General features: G+C 66.8%; 15 protein-coding genes. 7 read left to right on the top strand and 8 right to left on the bottom strand.

Annotated features, from left to right (window positions below):
- The first annotated feature begins 143 nt into the window (after positions 1-143).
- A complete protein-coding gene (ilvD, locus tag N5C91_RS01050; protein ID WP_279827068.1) occupies positions 144-1,982 on the top strand; it encodes a dihydroxy-acid dehydratase in 1,839 nt (612 codons plus the stop codon).
- A gap of 66 nt (positions 1,983-2,048) precedes the next feature.
- Here the strand turns inward: ilvD and N5C91_RS01045 are convergent, their stop codons facing one another.
- Positions 2,049-2,510, bottom strand: coding sequence for a prepilin-type N-terminal cleavage/methylation domain-containing protein (locus N5C91_RS01045; RefSeq protein ID WP_279827066.1), 462 nt, complete (start codon positions 2,508-2,510; stop codon positions 2,049-2,051).
- A 269-nt stretch (positions 2,511-2,779) separates the two neighbouring features.
- On the opposite strand from N5C91_RS01045, the gene N5C91_RS01040 reads away from it, so the two are divergent.
- Positions 2,780-4,171 carry a nucleobase:cation symporter-2 family protein gene (locus tag N5C91_RS01040; RefSeq protein ID WP_279827064.1) on the top strand — a complete coding sequence of 464 codons (1,392 nt, stop codon included), beginning with the start codon at positions 2,780-2,782 and terminating at the stop codon, positions 4,169-4,171.
- Between the two features lie 50 nt (positions 4,172-4,221).
- Positions 4,222-4,689 carry a metallophosphoesterase family protein gene (locus tag N5C91_RS01035; RefSeq protein WP_279827062.1) on the top strand — a complete coding sequence of 156 codons (468 nt, stop codon included), beginning with the start codon at positions 4,222-4,224 and terminating at the stop codon, positions 4,687-4,689.
- 206 nt (positions 4,690-4,895) lie between these two features.
- Here the strand turns inward: N5C91_RS01035 and N5C91_RS01030 are convergent, their stop codons facing one another.
- The gene (locus N5C91_RS01030; protein ID WP_236199185.1) at positions 4,896-6,269 is read right to left on the bottom strand and encodes a GTPase/DUF3482 domain-containing protein; all 1,374 of its coding nucleotides are present in this window, start codon (positions 6,267-6,269) and stop codon (positions 4,896-4,898) included.
- On the bottom strand, positions 6,262-7,638 hold the full coding sequence (locus N5C91_RS01025) for a DUF2868 domain-containing protein (protein ID WP_279827061.1): 1,377 nt from the start codon (positions 7,636-7,638) through the stop codon (positions 6,262-6,264). The genes N5C91_RS01030 and N5C91_RS01025 overlap by 8 nt, the downstream gene beginning before the upstream one ends.
- A gap of 178 nt (positions 7,639-7,816) precedes the next feature.
- Between N5C91_RS01025 and N5C91_RS01020 the strand changes: the two genes are divergently transcribed.
- From N5C91_RS01020 to N5C91_RS01010, 3 genes are read left to right on the top strand one after another with little or no spacing between them, the layout of a single operon-like run.
- Complete coding sequence (locus tag N5C91_RS01020) at positions 7,817-8,839, top strand: hypothetical protein (protein ID WP_236199187.1); 1,023 nt, start codon at positions 7,817-7,819, stop codon at positions 8,837-8,839.
- A complete protein-coding gene (locus N5C91_RS01015) occupies positions 8,836-9,903 on the top strand; it encodes a hypothetical protein (RefSeq protein WP_279827059.1) in 1,068 nt (355 codons plus the stop codon). The genes N5C91_RS01020 and N5C91_RS01015 overlap by 4 nt, the downstream gene beginning before the upstream one ends.
- A gap of 20 nt (positions 9,904-9,923) precedes the next feature.
- A complete protein-coding gene (locus N5C91_RS01010; RefSeq protein WP_236171090.1) occupies positions 9,924-10,436 on the top strand; it encodes a dihydrofolate reductase in 513 nt (170 codons plus the stop codon).
- A gap of 238 nt (positions 10,437-10,674) precedes the next feature.
- On the opposite strand, the gene N5C91_RS01005 is transcribed toward N5C91_RS01010, so the two are convergent.
- Positions 10,675-12,465 (bottom strand): acyl-CoA dehydrogenase C-terminal domain-containing protein, encoded by a 1,791-nt coding sequence (locus tag N5C91_RS01005; RefSeq protein WP_236171089.1) that lies wholly within the window; start codon positions 12,463-12,465, stop codon positions 10,675-10,677.
- Between the two features lie 2 nt (positions 12,466-12,467).
- Positions 12,468-13,703 (bottom strand): 3-hydroxyacyl-CoA dehydrogenase, encoded by a 1,236-nt coding sequence (locus tag N5C91_RS01000; protein ID WP_279827056.1) that lies wholly within the window; start codon positions 13,701-13,703, stop codon positions 12,468-12,470.
- 104 nt (positions 13,704-13,807) lie between these two features.
- On the opposite strand from N5C91_RS01000, the gene N5C91_RS00995 reads away from it, so the two are divergent.
- Positions 13,808-14,707, top strand: a complete 900-nt coding sequence (locus N5C91_RS00995; RefSeq protein ID WP_279827053.1) for a LysR family transcriptional regulator — start codon at positions 13,808-13,810, stop codon at positions 14,705-14,707.
- Positions 14,708-14,934: 227 nt separating this feature from the next.
- On the opposite strand, the gene N5C91_RS00990 is transcribed toward N5C91_RS00995, so the two are convergent.
- The 3 genes from N5C91_RS00990 to N5C91_RS00980 form a co-directional block, all read right to left on the bottom strand.
- The gene (locus N5C91_RS00990; RefSeq protein WP_236171086.1) at positions 14,935-15,537 is read right to left on the bottom strand and encodes a nitroreductase family protein; all 603 of its coding nucleotides are present in this window, start codon (positions 15,535-15,537) and stop codon (positions 14,935-14,937) included.
- Positions 15,538-15,687: 150 nt separating this feature from the next.
- Positions 15,688-17,187 carry an NAD(P)/FAD-dependent oxidoreductase gene (locus N5C91_RS00985; protein ID WP_279827049.1) on the bottom strand — a complete coding sequence of 500 codons (1,500 nt, stop codon included), beginning with the start codon at positions 17,185-17,187 and terminating at the stop codon, positions 15,688-15,690.
- Positions 17,188-17,321: 134 nt separating this feature from the next.
- A complete protein-coding gene (locus N5C91_RS00980) occupies positions 17,322-19,259 on the bottom strand; it encodes an ATP-dependent DNA helicase (RefSeq protein WP_279827046.1) in 1,938 nt (645 codons plus the stop codon).
- Between the last annotated feature and the right edge of the window lie 11 nt (positions 19,260-19,270).

The raw sequence follows: 19,270 nt of genomic DNA, 5'->3' as shown, positions 1-19,270 counted from the left end.
GCTGTTTGCATCCGGTGCGTACCGCGCTCACGATACGACTTAGAGTCTGCTCAAGGTCTCGCCGGCCAGCCCTACCCGCTGTACGCCGCCGCACAGAAGACCCGGATCGACTCCCACCGTGACCTGATGCGCAGGAACCTGTCATGCCCGATTACCGCTCGAAAACCTCCACCCATGGCCGCAACATGGCCGGCGCCCGTGCCCTCTGGCGCGCCACCGGGATGAAGGACGAAGACTTCAAGAAACCGATCATCGCCATCGCCAACTCCTTCACCCAGTTCGTGCCCGGCCACGTGCACCTGAAGGACCTGGGCCAACTGGTCGCCCGCGAGATCGAAAAACACGGCGGCGTGGCCAAGGAATTCAACACCATCGCCGTGGACGACGGCATCGCCATGGGCCATGACGGCATGCTCTATTCCCTGCCGTCGCGCGAGATCATCGCCGACTCCGTGGAATACATGGTCAACGCCCACTGCGCCGACGCCATCGTCTGCATCTCCAACTGCGACAAGATCACCCCCGGCATGCTGATGGCCGCCCTGCGCCTGAACATCCCGGTGGTGTTCGTCTCCGGCGGCCCGATGGAAGCCGGCAAGACCAAGCTGGCCAACCACGGTCTGGACCTGGTCGACGCCATGGTGGTTGCCGCCGACGACTCCTGCTCCGACGAAAAAGTCGCCGAGTACGAGCGCAGCGCCTGCCCGACCTGCGGTTCCTGCTCCGGCATGTTCACCGCCAACTCGATGAACTGCCTGGTCGAAGCCCTCGGCCTCGGCCTGCCCGGCAACGGCTCCACCCTGGCGACCCACTCCGACCGCGAGCAGCTGTTCCTGCGCGCCGGCCGCCTGGCCGTCGAGCTCTGCCAGCGCTACTACGGCGAGGGCGATGAGTCCGTACTGCCGCGCAACGTCGCCAGCTTCAAGGCGTTCGAGAACGCCATGACCCTGGACATCGCCATGGGCGGTTCGACCAACACCATCCTGCACCTGCTGGCCGCAGCGCAGGAGGCGGAGATCGCCTTCGACCTGCGCGACATCGATCGCCTGTCGCGCAAGGTGCCGCAGCTGTGCAAGGTGGCGCCGAACATCCAGAAGTACCACATGGAAGACGTGCACCGCGCCGGCGGCATCTTCTCCATTCTCGGCGAACTGTCCCGTGGCGGCCTGCTGCACACCGACGTGCCGACCGTGCACAGCCCGAGCATGGCCGACGCCATCGCCCAGTGGGACATCACCCAGACCCGGGACGAGAAGGTCCACACCTTCTTCAAGGCCGGCCCTGCCGGCATCCCGACCCAGGTGGCGTTCAGCCAGAGCACCCGCTGGGACACCCTGGACGACGACCGCGCCGAAGGCTGCATCCGCAGCGTCGAGCACGCCTACTCCCAGGAAGGCGGCCTGGCCGTGTTGTACGGCAACATCGCCCTCGACGGTTGCGTGGTGAAGACCGCTGGCGTGGACGAATCCATCCACGTGTTCGAAGGCCGCGCAAAGATCTTCGAAAGCCAGGACGGCGCCGTGAAGGGCATCCTCGCCGACGAAGTGAAGCCGGGCGACATCGTGATCATCCGCTACGAAGGCCCGAAAGGCGGCCCGGGCATGCAGGAAATGCTCTATCCGACCAGCTACCTGAAATCCAAGGGCCTGGGTAAGGAATGCGCCCTGCTCACCGACGGCCGCTTCTCCGGCGGCACCTCGGGCCTGTCCATCGGCCACGCCTCGCCGGAAGCCGCCGCGGGCGGCGCCATCGGCCTGGTGCAGGACGGCGACAAGGTACTGATCGACATCCCCAACCGCAGCATCAACCTGCTGGTGAGCGATGAAGAACTGGCCACCCGCCGCGCCGAGCAGGACAAGAAAGGCTGGAAGCCGGCACAGCCGCGCGCGCGCAAGGTGAGCACCGCGCTGAAGGCCTACGCCCTGCTGGCCACCAGCGCCGACAAGGGCGCAGTGCGCGACAAGTCGCTGCTGGACGGTTGAGTCAGGCGGTGAGATGAAAAAGCCCGGCGAATGCCGGGCTTTTTTGTGCGCGATGAAACCAGGAGATCAACCGTCCTTCGAGTCGGTCTTGGCACAACCGCCCGTACCGGGCTTGATGCCACGCTCGGCGTCGCAGATGGTGCCCGACACCTCCCAGATCAGGCTCGATTTGGTATCTGCCTTGGGCTTCATTTCCAGCTCAAGTTCCTTCCCCTTGCTATCGGTCGCACTGGTCTTGAACTTGATGACCCCGTCCTTCACCGAATAATCACCCGTGATATTGGTGGTCACGTCGAATTTTTCTGGAATCCCATAGGCTCCGGCGTCACACCCCTTCGTGGAGCCCACTTCCGCGATGCACAGGCCAACTGCGGTTTTAACACCGGAAATCTCAGTCATCGCGGCCGCTGCTTTCGACCGGGACGAATAGTCCGAATACAAGGGCAAGGAAACCGAAGCCAGAATCCCGATGATCGCCACCACGATCATCAGCTCAATCAGAGTGAAGCCACGTTGTTGCTTATGCATTTGCATGCTCCCAGGGATTGGGCCGGAACCCCGAATGGCTCCGGATGCATTCCAGTGAAGTCACGCCAACGGGTTAAAACATTCAGAGGCGTCCGCACAGCCTGTTGAAAATTCAGCACTTTTCTCCTTCGCCGAAGGCCCTGCGCGGCACCTGCCCAGCCAGTACGTAGGAAAACAGCCTTCTCCATTTATCCCTCCTTGCCTCATGGCACTGTGCGATCCCGCTCCGGGCCAGTAAAATCGCGCTCTTTTTTCCCGGACCGCCGCCCATGAGCTCCCTCGAGAACCCGTCCGCCGCCCAGGATCAGCCCGACCTGGTCTACGGCCTGGAAGACCGCCCTGCCCTGCCCATCGCCCTGCTCGCGGCGCTGCAGCACCTGCTGGCGATCATCGTGCCGATCGTCACCCCGGGCCTGCTGATCTGCCAGGCGCTGGGCGTGTCGCCGCGCGACACCAACCTGATCGTGTCGATGTCGCTGGTGATCTCCGGCATCGCCACCTTCGTCCAGTGCAGGCGCTTCGGGCCGTTCGGCGCGGGGCTGCTGATCGTCCAGGGCACCAGCTTCAACTTCGTCGGCCCGCTGATCGCCGGCGGAGCGCTGATGGTGAAGAGCGGCACGCCGGTGGAAGCCGTCATGGCAGCGATCTTCGGCGTGGTAATGGCCGGCTCCTTCGTGGAAATGGGCGTGTCGCGCATCCTGCCATTCGTGAAGCGCCTGATCACCCCGCTGGTCACCGGCATCGTGGTGCTGATGATCGGCCTCACCCTGATCAAGGTCGGCCTGATCAGCATGGGTGGCGGCTTCTCCGCCATGGCCAACGGCACCTTCGCCAACGGCGAAAACCTGATGCTGTCGGGCCTGGTACTGGCGATCATCGTCATTCTCAACCGCATCCCGGTGGTGTGGATGCGCAGCGGTGCCATCGTCATCGCCCTGGCGGTGGGCTACGCGCTGGCCGGCTACCTGGGCCGCCTGGACTTCACCGGCATGCACGAAGCGCCGGCCTTCCAGGTTCCGGTGCCGCTGCACTTCGGCCTGGGTTTCTCCTGGAGCCTGTTCATCCCGATGCTGGTGATCTACCTGGTGACCTCGCTGGAAGCCATCGGCGACGTCACCGCCACCAGCAAGATCTCCAAGCAGCCGGTGGAAGGCCCGCTGTGGATGCAGCGCATCAAGGGCGGCGTGCTGGTGAACGGCGCCAACTCGCTGCTGGCCGGCCTGTTCAACACCTTCCCCAGCTCGGTGTTCGCGCAGAACAACGGGGTGATCCAGCTGACTGGCGTCGCCAGCCGCCATGTCGGCCTGTGGATCGCCGCGATGCTCGTCGTGCTGGGCCTGTTCCCCAGCGTCGCCGGGGTGATCCAGGCCGTTCCCGAGCCGGTGCTCGGCGGCGCGGTGATGGTGATGTTCGGCGCGGTCGCCGCTTCCGGCATCAACATCCTCGCCGGTACCCATCTGGACCGTCGCGCGCTGCTGATCATCGCCGTCAGCCTGGCGCTGGGCCTGGGCATCTCGCAGGTGCCGGAGTTCCTCGCACACATGCCCCACGCGATCCGCAACGTGCTGGAATCCGGCGTCGCCACCGGCGGCATCTGCGCGTTGCTGCTGAACTGGTTCCTGCCCGAGTCCGACGCCGCCAAGGCTTCGCACAACGGTTGATCCAACCACGACGCCACCTGCGGGTGGCGTCGTCGTTTATGCTCCCTGGCATGACCACTTCCCTGCGCATCGGCGTCATCGCCGACACCCACGGCCTGCTGCGCCCCGAAGCGCTGGCGGCGCTGCAAGGCTGCCAGCGCATCCTGCACCTGGGCGATATCGGCCCCGCCTCGCTGCTCGACGAGCTCCGCGAGCTCGCTCCGCTGGACGTGGTGCGTGGCAACAACGACAGCGACGACTGGGCTGATGCGCTGCCGGAGACCTTGCTGCTGGAGCTGGGCGGGCTGCGGCTCTACCTGATCCACGACCTCAAGCAGTTGGCCATTGATCCTGCGGCCGAAGGCATCGACGTGGTGCTGGCGGGGCATTCGCACAAGCCGCTGAACGAGGTGCGTGCTGGGGTGCTGTACCTGAATCCGGGGAGTGCAGGGCCGAGGCGGTTCAAGTTGCCGGTTGCCTTGGCGATCCTGGAGATTGTCGACGGGCAGCCAAGGGTGGAGATGGTTTCACTCGTCTGAGAGCGTTCGCGAGCAAGCTCGCTCCTACAGGTAAATTCGGCGCTCATGCCTTGCCCTCACCCCAGCCCTCTCCCAGAGGGAGAGGGGGCAGATCGTACCGGCTGATACTGTTGGTTCTCCCTGCACCGTTCGGTCCCCTCTCCCTCTGGGAGAGGGTTAGGGTGAGGGGGCGCCAGCCATGTCGATTTTGCAAATTGACGGTGGGCTTATGGTTCGAGCAACTGCGCGGCCAACTGCGCCACCGCCTCCTGCCGCTCGGTCTTCTCCGCGCGCCGCTTGCCATTGAGGCTCGACCACTCCGGATGCGCCCGCGCCTTGCGCAGCGCCTCGGGCAGCTTGCCTTCGCGCCATTGCTTGTCTTCCGGCGACTGCAGGTGAATCGCCTCCACCGCCGCGTGCCCACGGGTCTGCAACGCCGCCAGCAGTTGCCGTTGGCGCAGCGCCAACAGGCGCAGCACGCCGTCATCCACCGACAGTTCGCGGCTGCCCTTGAGCTTGCCCAGCAGGCGCTGGCCGTAATGGCCGACGGTCTGCCAGGCGCCGCCGGCAATGGCGCCCAATGCGGTCGCCGCGCCGAGGGTCAGGCCACCGACCAGCAGATCGATACCCGCTCCCGCTGCCGCGCCCGCCGCAACACCGCCACTCAGGCGAATACCGAGTTGGCGCAGGGTTTCCGGGTTGAACAGGTCATCGCCCCAGCGGCCGTCCATCAATGGCAGATCAGCCGCGCGGGCATCGTCCTTGCGGAAGGCGTAGAGGCTGAGCAGCGCCTTCACGCAGCTGTCTTCGCGCTGGCGCACCTGGTTGCGCAGCGTCTCGGTGGCGGCGCGCACTGCCGCATCGCCGGCCGGCACCAGTTGGCGGCAGGCGGCGACATCCACCAGCAGTTCGGCGATCAGCCGCGCACCGGCCTCGCGGCGAGCAACGGCTTGCGCTTCGTGATCGGCCACCAGCCGGTCCAGCTGCGGCCGCGCACGCTCCAGCAGCAGCGCCAGGCTTTCGTAGAGGCGGCGTTCACCATCCAGCGGCGGCGCCACGCTGTCGAAGCGCACCAGCGCGTGCAGACCGAGACGGGACAGCGCCTCGCGCCACTGCTCTTCACGATGCTGCGGGCTGGCGACGAAATTCAGCACCGGCAGCAGCGGCCGGGCGCAGGCGGCTAGCACCGCCAGTTCGTCGCGGTACTTGGCCAGCACTGGTTCGCGGGCGTCGATCACGTAGAGGCCCGCGTCGGAGGCGAGCAACTGGCGCAGCACCTTGGCTTCCTGCTCGAAGCGGCCGCGGGCTTCGCTACCGTCGAGGAAACGACGGAGTTTCTCCGGGCCATCCAGGCGTTCGCCGGGGCGCTCCAGGCCGTCGAGGAAATCGCGCAGGGCGATGGCGTCCTCCAAACCCGGCGTGTCGTACAGCTCCAGCAGCGGCTCGCCATCCACCGACAACCGTGCGCCTTCCACATGCCGCGTGGTACTGGGGCGATGGGATACCTCACCAAAGCCCACGTCGCGGGTCAGGGTCCGCAGCAGCGAGGTCTTGCCGACGTTGGTGTGGCCGACCACGGCCAGTTTCAGCGCATCAGTCATGCCCGGTCTCCAGCCAACCCAGCGGGGATGCCGAGGTGTGAGGCAAATTCAGGCGTTCGATGCCGGCGTGCCAGTCGCCCAGGCGCTCGGCGTCCAGCGCTTCGCCCGGCGGCGCCTGCAGCAGCCAGACGCGGGTGGCGGCGGCGCAGCGCGACAGTTCGGCGATCAACGCCAGGGTGCCGCGGTCCGGCGAACGGCGCGGGTCGCAGGCGATCACCAGGCGCGCCGGCGGGTAGCGGGTCAGTTGCTCCAGCAGGCGGCGACGCTGGGCGCCGTCGTCGAGGTCGCCGGCATTGGCAATCCCCTCCGGCAGCTTCGGCGGCCAGTTGGCTCGGTCCAGCAGTTCGATGGAGACCAGCAATGCGCCATCGGCGGTGGACGCCGGCAACTGCGCTTGTGGTTCGATCAGCTCATCCGGCGCGGCATCGCTGACGCCCAGCCGTTCGCTGGCTGGCATCAGGCGTTCGCGCAGCAGGGCGTAGCCGGGCAGCGAGACATCCAGCGCCAGCTGCGCGCGCCCGCGCTTCCAGCGCCACAGGCAGAGCAGCCAGAGCGCGCCGCGTAGCAGCACGCCATACACCAGCAGGATACCCACCAGCCAGCCGGCCCAGGCGTGGCGCGCGTTTTCACTGGCCACCAGGGCATCGCCGCTGGCGCGCACCAGATCGGAATCCGGCTGCGGGAAGCCGAGCAGCGACGGCAGTGCGCCAAGCCCGTGGGTCAGCGCGATGAAGGTGTCACCGCCAAGGATGGTGGTCTCCCAGACAAAGCCGTAGCGCCGCGTCGCCAGCAGCGCCAGCATCACGCCCAGCGCGGTCGTCAGCGCGACGAGCCACAGGCCATGGACCAGCAGGCCGAGCGCCCAGCGTGTGAGTTTCTGCCGATCCAGCAGGACCAGCAGGGCAGGCGCCAGTTGAGCAGCATGGGCGTCGCGGGCGAGCTTGCCGCTCAGCCACAGCCACAGACGACCCAGCGCCCCGGCTGCCTCGCCGCCGGCGAAGAACGCCAGCGCCCAGCCGATCAGGGTAATCAGGTGCAGACCGAGCAGGCTGGCCAGGGCCCAGAACACGTTGACCGGGCGCTGCCCGTCGCCCAGCGCGGCAAAGGCCAGGCCAGCGCCAGTGAACAGCGCCAGGGCCAGCAGCAGATAGATGGCCAGGCGTGCGCCCTGGTTCCAGGTACGCAGGGCAGCGCGCTGGCCGTCGCGTTCGGCCAGCAGCAGCGCACGGTGCTGCAGGCGCTGGGCGAGGTCGCCACCGCCGACGATGGCACGGCGATTGGCCTCGCTGTCTTCCAGGGGGCCGACCTGTTCCTCGCGCAGGCGCACAGCCTCGCACAGCCACAGGGATTGGAGGGCGGACTCGCTCACGGGTTCTCCGACATCGGTGTTCGCCAGCAAGGATAACCGCTGCTCGCCGCGGCGTCCCGGCACCGCCGGTAACACCCTGCATCGTCAACCAAACCAAGGAGGGGCTCTCGTCCGGCGCAGGCGGGCTCAGACTCAGCCGATAGCACTGCCCCTATAAAAACAACAATGAGGCCTCGCCATGCTGCGCTCGCTGCTCAGTGCCTTGCCCCTGCTGCTCGCCGCCACCACCGCGGCGGCCGTGGAAACACCGCCGGTACGCCCCTCCGACTGGGGGCCGGATACGCCGCTGATGCAGGCCGTGCCGCCGCGCCAGCTGGACGCCAGTGTCAGCGCCCGGCAGTCCGCCAGCAATACCTCGCAACTGTGGATTAGCCAGACCGACTTCCGCCTGCACGACGACATCGGCTTCTTCATCCGCAAGATGCTGATCCAGATGAGCCCGGTGGCGGGCACTGGAACACCACTGATGCTCGACGACCCGAAGTCCATGGTCGCGCGCATCCAGGCCGGGGACATCTTCGTCGCCGACGCCACCCTCGCCAGCCTGCTCAACGAAGAGCTGCGCAACGCCAACGCGCCGGTGCGCAACCTGAAACTCAGCACCCGCGCCGATGGCCAGGAAGTCCACGGCGAACTGCTGCGCAAGGGGCGCTGGCGGCCGCTGCGGATGGTCACCGGGATCGAGCAGGCCGGGCCGCTGAAGGTGGCGCTGGTGCCGCAGCGGATCTACGTCGACAACGTGGACGTCACGCCGTCACTGAGCGCCGCGTCCATCGAGATGTCCGAGGTGCTGCAACTGCACACCGCGCACATGCAGCTGATCGGCAACCGCATCCTGGTCGACCTCGACGGCCTGTTCCCGCCGCCGCGCCTGGACTTCACCGTGCGCCGCCTGAAACTCGCCGATGGTGGCATGGACCTGCTGCTGGGCAGTGAGCTGGCCGAGCTGAAATGGCCGCAGCTCAAGGCACCGAAAAGCTACATGTTCATCGAGGGCGGCGACATCAAGATGGCGCGGACCATCCTGGTGAAGGCCTACGCGCTGTTCACCAGTCTCAGCCCCGACGCACCGCTGCTGTTCAACCTCTACGATTACCGCCGCCAGCTGCAGTACGGCGAAATCCGCCTGCGCGAGGACGGCATGGTGCACATCGCCGTCTCGCCGGTGAAGGCGCCCGCCCCGGAGGAGAAAGCCCTATGAGAACCCTCCTCGCTTCCCTGCTCCTGCTGGCGTTTGCCGGCAACGCCGCCGCCGAGAGCGCCATCGACAAGCAGCAGCGCGAACTGGGCGTGCTGCGCCAGGGCTGGTTCCAGCAGACGCCGCCGGCAGCGGACTTCAAGGCCAGCCGGCCGGGCGGCCTGCGCGACTCCGGCCAGGACGGCGTGGGCATCCTGCTGAACAACGTCGACCTCTATTTTCAGGACGGCATCGGCTTCCACAGCCCGCAGCTCAAGGGCTGGCTGGTGCCGCTCAAGGCCGGCGAGCCGATCGACTTCGACCGCCCGCAGGACATGCGCATCAACGTCTCCGAGGGCGAGGTGATCCTCAGCCCCGAGCAGCTCGCCAACCTGTTCAACCAGCACATCCTCGATTACCCGGAGACCATGCTGCGCGGCTTCCAGCTGAGCGTCGAAGGCGACCGCCTGCTGGTCTCCGGCGAGGTGCAGCCGCTGGGCGTCGGCCCCTGGCTGCCGCTGCGGCTGTCCGGCACGGTGAAGCTCGACGGCGACAACCTCGACTACCAGCCCGACAGCGTGAAGGTGCTCGGCGTGCCCAGCTACGGCGCGATGAGCCTGGTGGGCCTGCGCCTGGATTCACTGGTGACCCTGGAGCGCCCCGGCGCGGTGCTGCAGGACAACGTGATGCACCTGAACTACCACCAGGTCTTCCCGCTGGTGGGCATCGATGGCCGCGTCGAATCCAGCTGGCTGGATGCCAAGGGCCTGCACCTGAAATTCGCGCCCAAGCCCGGCGCCACTTCGCTGGCCTTCGAACCGCCGCGCCAGGCAGGGCCGTCCTATATCTGGCTGCAATCGGGGGACCTGAAGATCTTCGAGATCCTCATCACCTACTCGCAGGTTCTGCTCAAGGCCGAGCGGCCCGAGCAGACGCTGTCGTTCAACCTCAAGGACTATCGCAAGGTGCTCTCCACCGGCATCACCCAGGTCAACGAGGACGGCACCTTCTTCATGCGCGTTCCGCCAGCCGCCGGCCCCGCCGAGGGTGAGCGGCTGGTATCCTCTGGCACTGGGAGTTCCCACTGATGTTCAGCACTGGAGTCACGATGTCCGAAGCCCTGCCCCTGGCGATGATCGCCGCCCTTGCCGACAACCGCGTGATCGGCGTCGACAACCGCCTGCCCTGGCACCTGCCGCAGGACCTCAAGCACTTCAAGGCAATGACCCTGGGCAAACCGGTGATCATGGGCCGCAAGACCTGGGATTCGCTGGGCCGCCCGCTGCCGGGCCGGCTGAACATCGTGATCACCCGCCAGGCCGGGCTGAAGCTGGAAGGCGCGGAAGTCTTCACCAGCCTCGACGCCGCCCTTGAGCGCGCCGCCGAATGGGCGAAGCAGGAAGAGGCCGAGGAACTGATGCTGATCGGCGGGGCGCAGCTGTATGGCGAAGCCCTTGCTCGCGCCGACCGCCTCTACCTGACCCGTGTGGGGTTGAGCCCGGCGGGTGACGCGCACTTCCCGGAAGTGGATGAAGCGCACTGGCATCTGGCGTCGAGCATCGAGCATGACGCCGAGGGCGAGACGCCGGCTTATGCGTTCGAGGTGTGGGAGCGGGCTTGAGTCTTTAGACCAAGAGCCCCTCACCCTAACCCTCTCCCAAAGGTAGAGGGGACCGACCGGCACGCATTGAAAGCTCTGCGTTAGCTGGGCGCATCAGTGAAAGCAGGACTCATCTCGGCACATACGGCCCCCTCTCCCCCTGGGAGAGGGCTGGGGTGAGGGACCGCCCAACACCGATCCTCCAATGAAAAACGCCGCCCCGGTCCCCCGGCGCGGCGTTTTTCGTTACCTCACGCCATCAGAACGCAAAGTGCTCCGCGTCCAGCCCCATCAGGCAATCCGCACCGCCCAACAGGGCCTCACGGTGCATGCTGGCGCGCGGCAGGATGCGCTTGACGTAGAACTCGGCGCTGGCCAGCTTGGCGCGGTAGAAGTCCGCGTCGCCTTCGCCAGCCGCCAGCTTCGCCTGGGCCACGCCGGCGGCCTGCACCCACAGCCCCGCCAGCAGCACGTAGGAGCAGTACTGCAGGAAGTCCACCGAGGTGGCGCCGATTTCCTGCGGGTCGCGCTGGCAGGCGGCGATCACCTCGCTGGTCAGGCTGCGCCATTCCAGCAGGCGTTGCCGCACGCTTTCTGCCAGGCCGGCCAGTTCGGTGCGGGCGCCCGCGGTCTCGCAGGCAGCCGCCAGCTCGCCGATCAGCGCATTCAACTCCGTACCGCCGTCGCCCAGCAGCTTGCGACGGATCAGGTCGAGCGCCTGGATACCGTTGGTGCCTTCGTAGATCTGCGTGATGCGGCTGTCGCGCATCAATTGCTCCATGCCCCACTCGCGGATGTAGCCGTGGCCGCCATAGACCTGCACGCCGAGGCTGGAGACCTCCTGGCCGACATCGGTGAAGAACGACTTCACGATGGGGATCAGCAGCGCCGCGCGCTTGCTCGCGGCCTTGCGCGCATCGGCCTCGGGATGGCCGTGCTCCAGGTCCAGCTCACGGGCGCACAGCGCCGACACCATCCGGCAGCCCTCAGTAAGGGTCTTCTGGGTCAGCAGCATGCGCCGCACGTCCGGGTGGACGATGATCGGGTCGGCGGCCTTGGACGGCTCCGCCGCGCCGGTCAGCGCGCGCGATTGCAGGCGCTCGCGGGCGTAGGCCAGTGCGCCCTGGCAGGAGCGCTCGGCGATGCCCAGGCCCTGCAGGCCGACCTGGAAGCGCGCATCGTTCATCATGGTGAACATGCACGCCAGGCCCTGGTTGGCCTGGCCGATCAGCCAGCCGGTGGCGCCGTCGAAGTTCATCACGCAGGTGGATGCGCCCTTGATCCCCATCTTGTGCTCGATGGCGCCACAGCTCAGGGCGTTGCGCGCGCCCGGCGTGCCGTCGGGGTTGGCGATGAATTTCGGCACGAGAAGCAGGCTGATGCCCTTCACCCCGGCCGGGGCATCGGGCAGGCGCGCCAGCACCAGGTGGACGATGTTCTCCGAGAGGTCCTGCTCGCCGCCGCTGATGAAGATCTTGCTGCCGCTGACCCGGTAGCTGCCATCAGCCTGCGGTTCGGCGCGGGTGCGCAGCAGCGCGAGATCGGTGCCGGCCTGGGGCTCGGTGAGGCACATGGTGCCGCTCCACACGCCGCTGACCATCTTGGCCAGGTAGTCGCGCTGCAGCTCCGGCGCGCCGTGCTTGTACAGCGCCAGCACCGCGCCTTCGGTCAGGCCGGAATAGACGCGGAAGGACAGCGAGGCGGCCATCAGCATCTCGTGGAAGCTGGCCGAGACCATCTGCGGGAAGCCCTGGCCGCCGAACTCGGTCGGCCCGGTCATGCTCGCCCAGCCGTTATCGCAGTATTGCCTGTACGCGTCGCGGAAGCCGTCCGGCGTGGTGACTTCGCCATTGAGCAAGGTCGCGCCCTGCTCGTCGCTGTTGCGGTTCAGCGGCGCAACCACTTCGCCGGTATAGCGCGCGCCCTCTTCCAGTACGCCGTCGATCAGCTCGCGGTCAAGGCCGTTGCCCAGCAGCTCGCAATGGCCGCTGACGTCGAACAGTTCATGGAGAACGAAGCGCATGTCGCGCAGGGGTGCCTGGTAACTCATGTTCAGTGCTCCTGTTTCACGTCGGCGAAGCGGCTATTGGCGGCGGCCAGGCGCTCGATCAGCGCGGCCGGCTGCCAGTGCGCGCCATGCTCGCCGGCCAGGTCACGCAGGCGTGCCAGCACGCTCTGCAGGCCCTGGGCATCGGCCCAGGCCATTGGGCCGGACTTGTCCTTCGGGAAGCCATAACCATTGAGGTAAACGGTGTCGATGTCGGCGCTGGTGGAAGCGATGCCTTCATCGAGGATCTTCGCGCCTTCGTTGACCAGCGCCAGCAGGCAGCGCTCGAGGATTTCCTCGGCGCCGATGTCGCGCCGGGAATAGCCCAGGCGCTCGGATTCGCGCACCACCAGGGCGTCGACTTCCGGGTCGTGCTCGGCCTGGCGGCTGCCCGGCTCGTAGTGATAGAAGCCGTTGCCGCTCTTCTGCCCGAAGCGGCCCATCTCGCACAGGCGGTTGTCCACCTGCACGGTCGGCGCGTCCTGGCCCTTGCCGGCCAGCTCGCGGGCGCGCCATTCGAGGTCGATGCCGACCACGTCGAACATGCGGAACGGCCCCATGGCGAAACCGAAGCCCTGGATCGCCGCATCAACCTGATGCGGCAGCGAACCCTCGAGGATCAGCCGGCGCGATTCCTGGACGTATTTTTCCAGCATGCGGTTGCCGATGAAGCCGTGGCAGTTGCCGGCCACCACACTGACCTTGCCCATGCGTTCGCCCAGTTCCAGCGCGGCTTCGAGCACGGCGGGCGCAGTCTTGGCACCACGCACGATCTCCAGCAGCTTCATGATGTGCGCCGGGCTGAAGAAGTGCAGGCCGAGCACCTGGGACGGCCGCGAGGTCACCGCAGCGATGGCGTCGACATCCAGGTAGGAGGTGTTGGAGGCGAGGATCGCCGAGTGTTTCAGTGCCGCGTCCAGCTCACGGAAGATCGACTGCTTGAGCTCGAGGTTCTCGTACACCGCCTCGATCACCAGGTCCACTTCACGGATAGCCGCGTAGTTCGCCGCCTGGGAGATGCGCGCACGCCGACGGGCCGCCTCGGCCTCGTCGATGCGCCCCTGGCGCACGTTGTGGGCGTAGGTGTCGGCCACGGTGCCGAGGGCCTGGGTGAGCATCTGCGGGTTGTTGTCCAGCCACAGGACCTGCACGCCGGCGTTCGCCAGGCACATGGCAATGCCCCGGCCCATGGTGCCGGCGCCGATGACGGCAGCGCTGGCGATGCGGATGTTCTGGCTCATGTTGTTCCTCTTGTCAGCCTGAAACGCTCGTTTGAAGACCACTCACCTTAGGGAAGGCGGTACTATTTTTGAAATTTTGAGTTGTGATACGTGGCATTCAGCTGATGAATATGAATACGTTCGACCTCAACCTGCTGCGGGTACTGGATGCGCTGCTGCGCGAGCGCAACGTTTCCCGCGCGGCGGAGCGCCTGGCGCTGAGCCAGCCGGCGGTGAGCAACGCACTGAACCGCCTGCGCGAGCTGCTCGATGACCCGTTGCTGGTGCGTGTCGGCCGGGCGATGCAGCCGACGCCACGGGCGCTGGAGCTGGAAGCGCCGATTCGCGACGCCCTGCAGCGCATCGGCCAGAGCCTGGCCGGTGGCGACACCTTCGACCCGGCGCGCAGCCGCCAGCGCGTTACCCTGGCGCTGACCGACTATGTGGAAGCGCTGTGCATGCCGCGCCTGCTCGACAACCTGGGTCGCGCGGCGCCGGGTATGCGCCTGAGCATCCAGCACCTGACGCCGACACTGCCAGCCGAGGCGCTGGACAAGGGCAACCTAGACCTGGTGCTGGGGCGCTTCGAGGAATTGCCGGCACGCTTCCAGCGCCGCCCCTGGGCCAGCGAAACGCTGCGCCTGCTGGCCCGACGCGGGCATCCGCAGGTGGACGGCGGGCTCGATCTGCAGACCTTTCTCCAGCAGCGCCACCTGTGGGTTTCCGGCGGGCAGACCAAGGGCATGGTCGACCAGTGGCTGGCCAGCCAGGGACTCAAGCGGGAGGTCGCCTACACCACGCCGAACTACCTGCAGGCGGCGCACCTGGTGGCGACCACGGATCTGCTGACGGTTTTACCGACGCGCCTGGCCGTCTATTTCGCGGAGCTCTTGCCGTTGCAGGTACTGGAGTTGCCGTTTGATGTCGGACAGTTCCAGCTGGAGCTGGTGTACCTCGCCCAGCGCGAGCGGGATACGGCGTTGCAGTGGTTGGTCGAGCGGATTGTCGAGGCGGCGCCGGATTGAGGGCGGGGCACGCAAATGTGAACCTTGCGCTCGGGGGCTACCCTCACCCCCGCCCTCTCCCAGAGGGAGAGGGAGCTGTCCGCACCGGCTGATGGCACGGTTACAGCCGGCACGCTCCAGTCCCCTCTCCCTCTGGGAGAGGGTTAGGGTGAGGGAAGACACAGGCTCGGGGGCGGGCGGTGTGCAGAAGAAAGCAGAAACGCGCCCGGAGGCGCGTTTCGTGGGGGTCAGAAGCGATCGCGAATGATCGTCTCTGCCAGCGGCAGGCGACCGATGCGCGGCTTGGCTTCCACGGCCTGTTTACCGACAGCGATCATCAGGCCGATGGCGTGGCTGGCCGGCAGGTTGATCAGCTTGCCCACGGCGTCGAAGTCGAAGCCGACCATCGGCACACTGTCCAGGCCACGGCCGCGGGCGGCGAGCATCAGGGTCTGGGCCACCAGGCCGCAGCTGCGCATGGCTTCGTCGCGCTGGGTCTGCGGCTTGCCTCTGTAGTAGCCGTCGATGGCGCCGACCATGTAGTTCTTCACTTCAACCGGGGCGCCGTCCCACACTCGCTCGGCGTTCTGCTCCCAGCTATCGACCTGCGCGCAGACGATCACCAGCATCGACGCCTCGGTCATCTGCACCTGGTCCCAGCCCGCCGCACGGATCTGCGCGCGCAGCTGCGGGTCGCTGACTTCCACCAGGCGCACGTGCTGCAGGTTGAAGGAAGTGGGCGCGAGCAGCGCCTGTTGCAGCAGGTCGTCCTTCTCCTCACGACTCATCACGTAGGAAGTGTCGAAACCACGGATGGAACGGCGGCTGCGGATGGCGTCTTCGATCAGCATGGAAAATCCTCTGGCTGGCATGGGCGGGAATGGCGCGCATGGTAAGCCGAGAGGAAGTCCCGTTGCAGAGCGGCGTATCGATAATGTCCATCCAGCGTTTCGATGGAACGGCGCGGGCGCCCGCCGGATCAGGCGAGTACCCGCGAGGGATCAGCTCTCCAACGCTTCCACGGGTGCGGCGGTAGCCTGCCGCTGCTTGGGCGAGGTGAAGCTCAGGTAGCCGTCCTCGACCTTGCCGAAGCGCAACAGGGCCAGGTCCAGCGCGTAGTTCTGGTAGAGCTTCCACGGCGTGCGGTCGCCCTGTTTGGGCATGCGGTCGGCAGCGCGCTGGATGTAGCCGGAGTTAAGGTTGAGGAAGGGTTCTTCCTTCACCGAACCGTCAGTCTGGCGCGGCGTGCACTGGCGCATGCCGATGGCGTCCAGGTGGTTGATCAGGCGGCAGAAGTACTCGCTGGAGAGATCGGCCTTGAGCGTCCAGCTGGCGTTGGTGTAGCCGACGATGGCGGCGAGGTTGGGCAGGTCGCGCAGCATGATGCCGCGGTAGCCCATGCTCTGGGTGACCTCGAAGGGCTTGCCGTCGATGGCCAGCTCGGCGCCACCGAACATCACCAGGTCCAGCCCGGTGGCAGTGACGATGACGTCTGCTTCCAGCAGTTGCCCGGACTTGAGCAGGATGCCTTTCTCGGTGAAACGCTCGATATGCTCGGTGACCACCGAGGCACGGCCCTGGCGCAGTGCCTTGAACAGGTCGCCGTCCGGCACGCAGCACACGCGCTCGTCCCACGGCTTGTAGCGCGGGCTGAAGTGGCGCATGTCGAAGTTCTTGCCCAGCTGCAGGTTGGCCAGCTTGAGCATCAACTTGCGCACCGCGCCGGGGAACATCTTGGAGGCCATGAAGAAGACCATCTGCATGGTCACGTTGCGCGCCCGCGCCTGGCGATACACCCACTTCTCCGGCAGGAAGTTGCGCAGGAAGTTGGAGATCGGGTCCTTCGCCGGCAGCGTGATCACGTAGGACGGCGAGCGCTGCAGCATGGTGACGTGGGCCGCCTTGTCGGTCAGCGAGGGCACCAGCGTGACGGCGGTCGCGCCGCTGCCGATCACCACGATGCGCTTGCCGCTGTAGTCGAAGTTCTCCGGCCACAGCTGCGGGTGGATGACCTGCCCGCCGAAGCTTTCGCGTCCGGCGAATTCCGGGGTGTAACCGGCGTCGTAGCGGTAGTAGCCGGTGCACATGAAGAGGAACTGCGCGCTCATGCGCACCGGCTCCGCTTCGTCGCCGCGCTGCACGCTGAGGTTCCAGCGCGCGGTGTTGCTGTCCCAGTCGGCCTTGAGCACGCGGTGGCGGTAGCGCACCTTGTCCTCGACGCGGTACTCGCGGGCGGTCTCGCGGATGTAGTTGAGGATCGCCGGGCCGTCGGCGATCGCCTTGGGGTCGGTCCAGGGCTTGAAGTTGTAGCCCAGGGTGTACATGTCCGAGTCGGAGCGGATGCCCGGGTAGCGGAACAGGTCCCAGGTACCGCCCATGGCCTCGCGGCCTTCGAGGATGGCGTAGGACTTGCCGGGACACTGCTTCTGCAGGTGACAGGCGGCGCCGATGCCGGACAGGCCGGCGCCGATGATCAGTACATCCAGGTGCTCGACGGACATGCTTGGGGCTCCTCGGCCGTTAGGCAGGCAGTGCCTGGTGAGTCTAGGAGGAATTTCCTCCCCTCACCCTACAAGCAGCCCGGGCGGCATCACGCCGACCTTTAGTCGTGCGTGGCGCCGCCGTATTCAGGCGGTCAGAGCTGCGCCTGTACCCAGTCGCGCACCTGGGCGTAGGGGTAGTCTTCCAGCGTCGCGTAGCCCGGCAAGCCGCGCGCGCGCATGCGGGTGAAGGCCGGCACGCTGATGCCACAGAGGAAGCGCGTGATGCAATCGGCGCTGGGCTCGGCGCCTCGCGCGCTGCGGTACTTCTCCAGGAAGGCAGCGCAGCGGTTATGCAGCGACTGGCCATCCAGGGCTGGCAGCACGGGCGGCTCCGGCAGGCGGGCGACATGGCCGGCGCACACCGAACAGTGGCCGCACTGGCGCGGCGCCTGCTGGTCGCCGAAGTACTGGGCGAGGCGCCAGCTCAGGCAGTCCGGGCTGCCCAGCAGATCGAGCATGGCGCCGATGCGGGCGATCTCGCTTTGCTCATGGCGCTTGAAGTAGCCGTGCAGCGCTTCGCTCAACTGATCCACAGCGAAGGACGCATCGCGCACCGAGTAAACCTCGGTCATCTGCTTGCTCTCCAACTCCACCCAGCCGCGCTCCTGAAAGTAATCCAGCGCCTTCACCACCCGCGCGCGCTCGGCGCCGTGGCGGCTGTAGAGGGTGTCGAAGTCCAGGGTCGCCCAGGTCCGCGCGCGGGCCGAAGTCGTCAGGATGGCATCGACGAACTGGCGCCGCTCGCCTTCGAAATGACTCAGCAGCTCGGCGGAGTCGACCAGCAACTTGTAGCGATATTCGGCGAAATAAGCGAAGCGCGGCGCGATGATGCCGCGCAGCTCCAGCTGCACCAGCAGCGTCTTCAGCGGCAGTTGGCGGATGTTGGACTGGTCCGACAGCGGCACCAGCATGGTTTCCCACTGGCCGCCTTGCTGCCCCCCGGAGGCCTGGCGGATTTCCTCCAGCACGGTGCGGATGCCTTCACGCTCGGGCGTGTCGCCGTAGACGAAGTTCTCCAGCACGTTGAGGCTGTCGCGGTTGGCCAGCACCAGGCACTCCGAGCGCTGGCCGTCGCGGCCGGCGCGGCCGATCTCCTGGCTGTAGTTCTCCAGCGACTTGGGCAGGTCGTAGTGCAGCACCTGGCGGATATCGCTCTTGTCGATGCCCATGCCGAAGGCGATGGTGGCGACGATGCAGTTCAGCCGGCCCTCCATGAAGCGGCGCTGGATGCCTTCGCGCTCGGGGTGCTCCATCCCGGCGTGGTAGGCGCAGGCGGGGATGCCGCGCTCGGCCAGGTGCGCGGCGACGTCCTCGGCAGTCTTCTGCTGGGTGACGTAGACGATGGCCGGCTGGCCCGGACGCTCGTGCAACCATTGCACCAGGCGGGCACGGCGGGCGGCACTGGAGATCGGCTCGATCTGCAGGTCGAGGTTGGCGCGGTAGAAACCGGTGGTGATCACGTCGCTCTCGGCGATGGCGAACTTGGCGCGCATGTCGGCGATCACCGCCGGCGTTGCCGTGGCGGTGAGCAGCAGCACCTGGGGAATGCGGAACTGTTTCTGGTAGTCGGGCAGCTTCAGGTAGTCGGGGCGGAAGTTGTGGCCCCATTCCGAAATACAGTGCGCCTCGTCCACCACCAGCAGGGAAATCGGCACCTCGCTGATGAAGTTGCGGAAGCGCTCGTTCTTCAGGCGCTCCACCGAGATCATCAGCACCTTCAATTCGCCGCTGCGCGCGCGGGCCATGGTCTGCGCGGTCTGCTCGCGGCTCTGCGTCGAATCGATGCTGGCGGCGGCAATGCCGTGGCGGGCCAGGAAGGCGAGCTGGTCCTGCATCAGCGCCAGCAGCGGCGAGACCACCAGCGTCAGGTGCGGCAGAAGCAACGCCGGCAACTGGTAACACAGCGACTTGCCCGAGCCGGTGGGAAAGATCGCCGCCGCCGAGCGCCCGGCCAGCACGGCACTGACCGCCGCCTCCTGGCCGGGGCGGAACTGGCGGAAACCGAAGACGCGTTCGAGGGTGTCGTGCATGGGGATAACTC

The sequence above is a fragment of the Pseudomonas sp. GD03903 genome, assembly GCF_029840045.1.
Classification (GTDB): domain Bacteria; phylum Pseudomonadota; class Gammaproteobacteria; order Pseudomonadales; family Pseudomonadaceae; genus Pseudomonas; species Pseudomonas pseudonitroreducens.
Note: the sequence above shows the minus strand (reverse complement) of the source record. Positions and strands in the feature narration are given on the sequence as shown.

Excerpts from the sequence above, each read along its gene's own strand:
- ilvD (WP_279827068.1), top strand. The coding sequence starts at position 144 with ATGCCCGATTACCGCTCGAAAACCTCCACCCATGGCCGCAACATGGCC.
- N5C91_RS01030 (WP_236199185.1), bottom strand. The coding sequence starts at position 6,269 with ATGACTGATGCGCTGAAACTGGCCGTGGTCGGCCACACCAACGTCGGC.
- N5C91_RS01015 (WP_279827059.1), top strand. The coding sequence starts at position 8,836 with ATGAGAACCCTCCTCGCTTCCCTGCTCCTGCTGGCGTTTGCCGGCAAC.
- N5C91_RS01035 (WP_279827062.1), top strand. The coding sequence starts at position 4,222 with ATGACCACTTCCCTGCGCATCGGCGTCATCGCCGACACCCACGGCCTG.
- N5C91_RS01020 (WP_236199187.1), top strand. The coding sequence starts at position 7,817 with ATGCTGCGCTCGCTGCTCAGTGCCTTGCCCCTGCTGCTCGCCGCCACC.
- N5C91_RS01010 (WP_236171090.1), top strand. The coding sequence starts at position 9,924 with ATGTCCGAAGCCCTGCCCCTGGCGATGATCGCCGCCCTTGCCGACAAC.
- N5C91_RS00990 (WP_236171086.1), bottom strand. The coding sequence starts at position 15,537 with ATGCTGATCGAAGACGCCATCCGCAGCCGCCGTTCCATCCGTGGTTTC.
- N5C91_RS01005 (WP_236171089.1), bottom strand. The coding sequence starts at position 12,465 with ATGAGTTACCAGGCACCCCTGCGCGACATGCGCTTCGTTCTCCATGAA.
- N5C91_RS00985 (WP_279827049.1), bottom strand. The coding sequence starts at position 17,187 with ATGTCCGTCGAGCACCTGGATGTACTGATCATCGGCGCCGGCCTGTCC.
- N5C91_RS00980 (WP_279827046.1), bottom strand. The coding sequence starts at position 19,259 with ATGCACGACACCCTCGAACGCGTCTTCGGTTTCCGCCAGTTCCGCCCC.
- N5C91_RS01040 (WP_279827064.1), top strand. The coding sequence starts at position 2,780 with ATGAGCTCCCTCGAGAACCCGTCCGCCGCCCAGGATCAGCCCGACCTG.
- N5C91_RS01045 (WP_279827066.1), bottom strand. The coding sequence starts at position 2,510 with ATGCATAAGCAACAACGTGGCTTCACTCTGATTGAGCTGATGATCGTG.
- N5C91_RS00995 (WP_279827053.1), top strand. The coding sequence starts at position 13,808 with ATGAATATGAATACGTTCGACCTCAACCTGCTGCGGGTACTGGATGCG.
- N5C91_RS01000 (WP_279827056.1), bottom strand. The coding sequence starts at position 13,703 with ATGAGCCAGAACATCCGCATCGCCAGCGCTGCCGTCATCGGCGCCGGC.